The 6,802-nt window shown below is 66.3% G+C and carries 6 protein-coding genes; 4 read left to right on the forward strand and 2 right to left on the reverse strand.

The annotated features are described in order from the left end of the window. Positions 1-61: 61 nt before the first annotated feature. Positions 62-1,459 carry an MFS transporter gene (locus ABD088_RS02525; protein WP_372710383.1) on the reverse strand — a complete coding sequence of 466 codons (1,398 nt, stop codon included), beginning with the start codon at positions 1,457-1,459 and terminating at the stop codon, positions 62-64. 159 nt (positions 1,460-1,618) lie between these two features. Further along, positions 1,619-3,022 carry an NAD(P)H-quinone dehydrogenase gene (locus tag ABD088_RS02530; RefSeq protein ID WP_372710381.1) on the reverse strand — a complete coding sequence of 468 codons (1,404 nt, stop codon included), beginning with the start codon at positions 3,020-3,022 and terminating at the stop codon, positions 1,619-1,621. 93 nt (positions 3,023-3,115) lie between these two features. Here ABD088_RS02530 and ABD088_RS02535 point away from each other — a divergent pair, with 93 nt between their 5' ends. From ABD088_RS02535 to ABD088_RS02550, 4 genes are read left to right on the forward strand one after another with little or no spacing between them, the layout of a single operon-like run. Then, the gene (locus ABD088_RS02535) at positions 3,116-3,916 is read left to right on the forward strand and encodes a purine-nucleoside phosphorylase (RefSeq protein ID WP_343900368.1); all 801 of its coding nucleotides are present in this window, start codon (positions 3,116-3,118) and stop codon (positions 3,914-3,916) included. 44 nt (positions 3,917-3,960) lie between these two features. Further along, complete coding sequence (locus ABD088_RS02540; RefSeq protein ID WP_343899872.1) at positions 3,961-5,727, forward strand: phospho-sugar mutase; 1,767 nt, start codon at positions 3,961-3,963, stop codon at positions 5,725-5,727. A 30-nt stretch (positions 5,728-5,757) separates the two neighbouring features. Continuing rightward, complete coding sequence (gene deoC / locus ABD088_RS02545) at positions 5,758-6,447, forward strand: deoxyribose-phosphate aldolase (RefSeq protein ID WP_343899873.1); 690 nt, start codon at positions 5,758-5,760, stop codon at positions 6,445-6,447. Positions 6,448-6,497: 50 nt separating this feature from the next. Then, on the forward strand, positions 6,498-6,758 hold the full coding sequence (locus tag ABD088_RS02550) for a hypothetical protein (RefSeq protein ID WP_343899875.1): 261 nt from the start codon (positions 6,498-6,500) through the stop codon (positions 6,756-6,758). Positions 6,759-6,802: the final 44 nt, after the last annotated feature.

Consider the following 6,802-nt stretch of genomic DNA (forward strand, 5'->3'; position numbering starts at 1 on the left):
CGACACCAACAATGGCCTGCCACCCAGAAGGGGTGGCAGGCCATTGTTGTGGGTGGGGAGGCTATCCCACGTTGTTCTCGAAGTCCTGATCGCGGGTTTCGCCGGTCATCAACAGTGCGACGATCGTCAAAGCCGCTGCTGCAGCCAGGTAGATGCCCACCCAGACGGTGTTTCCCCCGCCTGCCTGCCACAAGGCAATGGCCACAAACGATGCCGGTGCCGCGCCAATGACGGACGAGAGGTTGTACGCGACCGCGGAGCCGGTATAGCGCACATTGGCCGGGAACAATTCCGGAAGATAGGCAGCCATGGGACCGAACGTCAGTCCCATCAGGGACAAGCCGATGATGAGGCCCACCATGGCGGCCCCCGTGCCGGGGCCGAACATCAGCGTCCAGGTGGCCCCGAAGATGAGGATCAGGACTGAGACGCCCAGCAGGAACTTACGGCGGCCGAACTTCTCCGCCAAAGGGCCGGAGATGACCGTGAAGATGCCGAAGAACACGACGCCGAGGATCAGCATCCAGAGGAACTCGGTTCGCGGAACGCCCAGCCCGGGGACGAATGCTGCCTCGGCGGCGGCGTCAAAAACCTTGCCCTTGGCCTCGGCCGCGGCGCGCGCCTGATCGACGGTGGCCGGGGACGTTCCGTAGGTCAGCGTGAAGGACGTCATCAAATAGAACAGCACGTAGGTGGCGAACATGATGATCGTGCCTGCCAGAACCGGACGCCAGTGGAACCGGAAGGTCTGCTTGACCGGCGACTTCACGACCTTTTCCTGCTTGAGGACGTTCTGGAAGGAAACAGACTCAACGAGCTTCAGGCGCACATAGATGCCCACGGCCACCAGGACCGCGGAAAGGATGAAGGGCACGCGCCAGCCCCATGCTTGGAACTGCTCGGCACTCAGGCCCAGCTGCAGGCCGACGAAAACCAGGTTGGCGATGATGAAGCCGATGGGAGCACCCAGCTGCGGGAAGGTGCCGTAGATGGCGCGCTTGTTGGGCGGGGCGTTCTCGGTGGCCAGGAGCGCGGCACCGGACCATTCGCCGCCGAGTGCCAGACCCTGGGCAAAACGCAGGAGCACCAACAGCAGTGGCGCGAGGATGACGAACCCTCCGCTGGCCGCCGGCAGGAACCCGATGAGGAAGGTCGCGATGCCCATGGTCATCAGGGACGCAACGAGAGTCCCCTTGCGGCCAATCTTGTCTCCAAAGTGGCCGAAGATGATCGACCCCAGAGGGCGCGCGACGAAGGCGACCCCGAAGATCGCAAACGAGCTGAGGATGGCGTTGATATTCGTGGCGTTCGGGAAGAACAGTGCCGGAAAGACCAGGACCGAGGCCGTGGCGTAGGCGTAGAAGTCGTAGAACTCCACGGTGGTGCCGATCATGCTGGAGAAGATCACGCGACCTCGCGTGTTCGCCTTCGGAGCGGCGTTGGTGGGCAAACTGGACACTATGGGGACACCTCTTGTGCGCGTGTGATCAATACTTCGAGCAATACTAGAACTTTTGACCACTCGCCGATCAATGTGTCCACATAATGGACGCACGTACGCGTCACAGAGACGTCATGTTTGCTCCCTGAGACCCGAAGCGCAGTAGGAAGCTTGGGGCTACAGGTGCTTGTGCAACCGTCGGGCGGCTTCGGATACCGAGCCCGACAGCGACGGGTACACCGTGAAGGTCTGGGCCATGTCGTCCACGTGCAAGCGGTTCTGTACAGCCAAGGCGATCGGATAGATCAGCTCGGAGGCGCGCGGTGCGACCACGACCCCGCCGATGACCGTGCCCGAGCCGCTGCGCGCGATGATCTTCACGAAGCCTTCCTTCACGTTCATCATCTTTGCGCGGGCATTCGTGGCCAGATCGAGCTTGATGATGTCGCCCTGGTACTTGCCCTCCTTGACCTGCGCTTCGGTCACGCCCACTGTGGCAATTTCGGGGCTGGTGAAGATGTTCGAGGAGACCTCGTGAGTCTTCAGCGGCCGCACGCCGTCTCCCATAAGGTGGGCGATGGCGATGCGGCCCTGCATGGCGGCCACTGACGCCAGTGCGAAGACGCCGGTGCAGTCACCGGCAGCGTAGACGTTCGGGGCCGTGGTGCGCGAGACGCCATCGACCTTGACGTGGCCGGACTCGGAAAGTTCGATGCCCGCCTCTTCCAGGCCGATGCCCTCAGTGTTCGGAATGCCACCGACGGCCACCAGGCAATGGCTACCGTCTAGGGTCCGGCCGTCGGAGAGGGTGACCCGCACGCCCTCTGCGGTCCGGTCCACGGATTCGGCTCGCGACTTCGCCACGACTTCCAGCCCGTTGGACTCGAACGCGTCCTCCAGCACTGCGGCGGCGTCAGCGTCCTCACCTGGGAGGACCCGGTCGCGGGAGGAAACCAGCGTCACCCGGGTTCCGAGCATGTTGTAGGCCGAAGCGAACTCAGCGCCGGTGACGCCGGAGCCGATGACGATGAGGTGTTCGGGGATCTCCTGGAGGTTGTAGACCTGGGTCCAGGAGAAGATGCGCTCCCCATCGGGCTTTGCGGTGGGCAGCTCGCGGGCGTGGGCGCCCATGGCGAGCAGGATGGCGTCGGCTTCGAGGGTTTCCTCGCTGCCGTCATTGCCGGTCACGGCGATGTGGCGGTTGTCGACCAGGCGCCCCTCACCCAGGACCACGCGCACGCCGGCACGCTCGAGGCCCACGCGGATATCGGCTGACTGTTCACGGGCGAGTTCCATCAGGCGTGCGTTGACGACGCTGAGGTCGGCGCTGGCATCCGCCTTGCCCTCCACGGTCACGCCGAAGGACTGGGCGCCGCTGACCCGGCGCATGGCGTCGGCGGTCGCGATCAAGGTCTTGGACGGGACGACGTCCGTCAGCACTGCCGATCCGCCCATGCCCTGCCGCTCGACGATGGTCACGTCGGCACCAAGTTGTGCAGCCACGATTGCGGCCTCATAGCCACCGGGGCCGCCGCCAAGGATGATCAACCGCTGGGACGTTTTGCTCTGTTCTACGCTCACGTCAATCCATTCTCCACTACCTGCCCGTAACTTGCACGCCGGATCCGGTACCGGCCGCAGGGCAACCGACGGTAAGTTGGTTCCGTGAACGAAATCAACGAAGATCCCTTCCAGCTGGCCCGCGACGCGGCGGCCGTCCTGGCCGAGCAGACCGGCATCGATTCCCACGACACAGCCCTGGTCCTGGGCTCCGGTTGGGGCGAGGCCGCCGAACTGATCGGCGAGACCACCCACACCCTGGATGCGGCGACCCTACCCGGCTTCCACTCCCCCGCCGTCGTCGGACACACCGGGACCATCCGGTCAATCCTGACGCCTGCAGGGAAGCGTGTACTGGTACTCGGCGCCCGGACCCATTACTACGAGGGCAAGGGCGTCCGCGCCGTCGTCCACGGGGTCCGCACGGCTGCCGCCGCAGGCTGCACCACCATGGTCCTGACCAATGGGTGCGGGGGCCTGAACGAGGCCTGGGCACCCGGAACACCCGTGCTGATCAGCGACCACCTCAACCTCACGGCGACCTCCCCCTTGGAGGGTGCCACGTTCGTGGACCTCACCGACCTCTACTCCTCACGCCTGCGCGCGATCGCCCGCGAGGTGGACCCCCGCCTGGACGAAGGCGTCTACGCCCAGTTCACCGGCCCCCACTACGAGACCCCGGCAGAAGTCAGGTACGCCCGGAACATCGGTGCTGACCTGGTCGGCATGTCCACCGCCTTGGAGGCCATCGCCGCCCGGCACGCCGGCATGGAGGTCTTCGGCGTCTCCCTAGTGACCAACCTGGCCGCCGGGATCAGCCCGGTCCCGCTCAGCCATGCGGAGGTCATCGAAGCCGGACAGGCCGCCGGACCGCGCATCTCGAAATTGCTGGCGGAAATCGTCGGACGCATCTAATCCGCCCTGCATCGCCCATCCGAGAACCGCACCCCAGGAGCATCATGAATTCCGCCCCCCAGTCGTCCGAGGACCTCTTCGCGCGCGCAGAGGCCTGGGCCGCCGAGGATCCAGACCCGGCGACCACCGCCGAGCTGCAAGCCCTGCTCTCTTCTGCTCGCACCGACGACGCGGCGCGGGACGAGCTGGCCGACCGGTTCGCCGGACCCCTGTCCTTCGGCACGGCAGGGTTGCGCGCGGCACTGGGTGCCGGCCCCAACCGGATGAACCGGGTCGTGGTCCGGCACACCGCAGCCGGAGTTGCCCGGTATCTGCTCGACACTGCGGCCGGCGCCTACACGCCTCGGGCCGTTGTCGGGTTCGATGCCCGCCATAACTCCGACGTCTTCGCCCAGGAGACGGCCGCCATCTTCACCGCAGCAGGCATCGAGGCGTTCCTGATGCCAGCCCTGCTGCCCACTCCGGTGCTCGCCTGGGCGGTCCGTGCCTTGGAGTGCGAAGCCGGGGTCATGGTGACCGCCAGCCACAACCCGCCCCAGGACAACGGCTACAAGGTCTACCTCGGCGGCCGGGCCGTCTCCGACTCCGGACAGGGCGCGCAGATCGTCGCCCCCATGGATGCCGAGATCGCCGAGCGCATCACGGCCACGGACGCACTGGCAGGCATCGAGCTGGCAGAGGACGGGTGGACCGTGCTGCCAGCCGCCGGCGAACCCGGTGATGTGCAGGCCCGGTATCTGGAATCCATCACCGCGCTGATCCCGGCTGATGCCCCTGAACGCGAGCTCCGTGCCGACCTGCGGATCGTGGTGACCCCGATGCACGGTGTCGGCGGGGACACGATGTCCCGGGCCTTGGCCACTGCCGGTTTCGCCGACGTCCACATGGTGGCCGAGCAGGCGGAACCCGACCCGGATTTCCCCACTGTCGCCTTCCCGAACCCTGAAGAGCCCGGCGCCATCGACCTGGCCCTGGACCTGGCGCAGACGACGACTGCGGACCTGGTCATCGCCAACGACCCGGACGCGGACCGTTGTGCCGCTGCCGTCAAGGACCCACGGACCGGGTGGCGGATGCTCACCGGCGACGAGGTCGGCGCGCTGCTCGGCGTCCACATCGCGGCCCGGCTAGCCACCGATGCAGCGGGTGCCGCCGCATCCCCCGCCGCGGCGCCGGTCTTCGCGAACTCGATCGTCTCCTCACGCCTGTTGGCCCGCATTGCAGCCGCCGCCGGCATCTCCCACGAGGAAACGTTGACCGGATTCAAATGGATTTCTCGGGTCCCCGGGCTCTCCTTCGGGTACGAAGAGGCGCTGGGCTACTGCGTCGCCCCGGATCTGGTGCGCGACAAGGACGGCATGTCAGCAGCCCTGCTGCTGGCCGACTTCGCGGCCCAGCTCAAGGCCGCCGGCCGGACGCTGTGCGACGAACTCGATGCGCTGGCACTGGATCACGGGCTGCATGCCACGGACCAGCTCTCCGTACGTGTCACCTCGCTCGACGAACTGGGCACCTTGATGACCCGGCTGCGCGCCCAGGCACCCTCGTCCATCGCCGGCTCGGCAGTGACCTTGGCCGCCGATCTGGCACGCGGCAGCACGGAACTGCCGCCCACCGACGCGATGGCGTTCACCACCGCGGATGACAGCCGGGTGATCGTCAGGCCCAGCGGCACCGAGCCCAAGCTCAAGTGTTATCTCGAGGTCATCGAACCAGCGGCCTCAGCCGACGATCTGCAGGATGCGCGTGAGCGCGCCCGCGAGCGACTGGCCCGCGTACGTGCCGACATCGGCACCGTACTCGGCCTCTGAACCCACCGACCCACCCACCGAGAGGGAACCATGACCCAGCAGCCCACACCTGACACCATCGCCTCCTACATCGACCACACGCTGCTCAAGCCCGATGCCTCCCGCGAGGACATCCTGGCCGTCGCCGCCGAGGCCGCGAAGTACCACTTCAAGTCCGTCTGCGTGAACCCACTCTGGGTCACCACTGTCGCCGATGCCCTGCAGGGCTCAGGTGTGCTGACGTGCTCGGTCATCGGTTTCCCCTTCGGGGCAACCACCACCGCCGTGAAATCATTCGAGGCGGCCGGAGCCATCGCCGATGGCGCCAGTGAGATTGACATGGTCATCGACGTTTCCGCGGCGCGCCGCGGAGACCGTGACGCGTTGGTTGCCGACATCGGCGGCGTCGCGACCACAGTTCACGAAGGCGGTGCCATCCTCAAGGTGATCATCGAGACCTCCCTGCTGGATGAAGCTGCCAAGGTCCTGGCCTGCGATGCTGCCGCCGAGGCAGGGGCCGACTTCGTGAAGACGTCCACCGGCTTCGCCGGCGGCGGGGCGACCGTGGAGGACATCGCCTTGATGCGCCGGACGGTTGGACCGGATCTGGGCGTCAAGGCGTCCGGCGGGGTCCGCTCCCTGGCCGATGCGCAGGCCATGATCGCTGCCGGAGCGACCCGGCTCGGGGCCAGCTCGGGAGTTGCTATTGTAGAGGGTGAGCAGGGCACCGCCGGCTACTAGCGCGAGCGCGCACCACCGCCAGCCGGCGCAGGACAACAAGGAGAATCGCAGTGTACTCAGATGGCAAGAGCAAGGCCTATTCCGGTCAGGGCAACTTCGCTGGCAACTTCCTGGCCTTCGCGGTCTTCTTCGTCATGTTCGTGGGCGCCCTGTATGCACTGAGCTTCTGGACGCTTGAAAATGCCTGGCTGCCGGGCATCACGTGCTTCGTGCTGGCCATCCTGGCATTCGGTATCCCGCAGCACATCCTCGGCCACGGTGAAGCGCACCAGGCCGACCGTCGACCGGCAGCAGAGGTCGTCAAGAAGTAGCAGCACCACACACCACCACGGGTGCCCACCGGCTTGGCCGGTGG

This window comes from Arthrobacter rhombi (assembly GCF_039526245.1).
In the GTDB taxonomy this organism is placed as follows: Bacteria; Actinomycetota; Actinomycetes; order Actinomycetales; family Micrococcaceae; genus Arthrobacter_H; species Arthrobacter_H rhombi.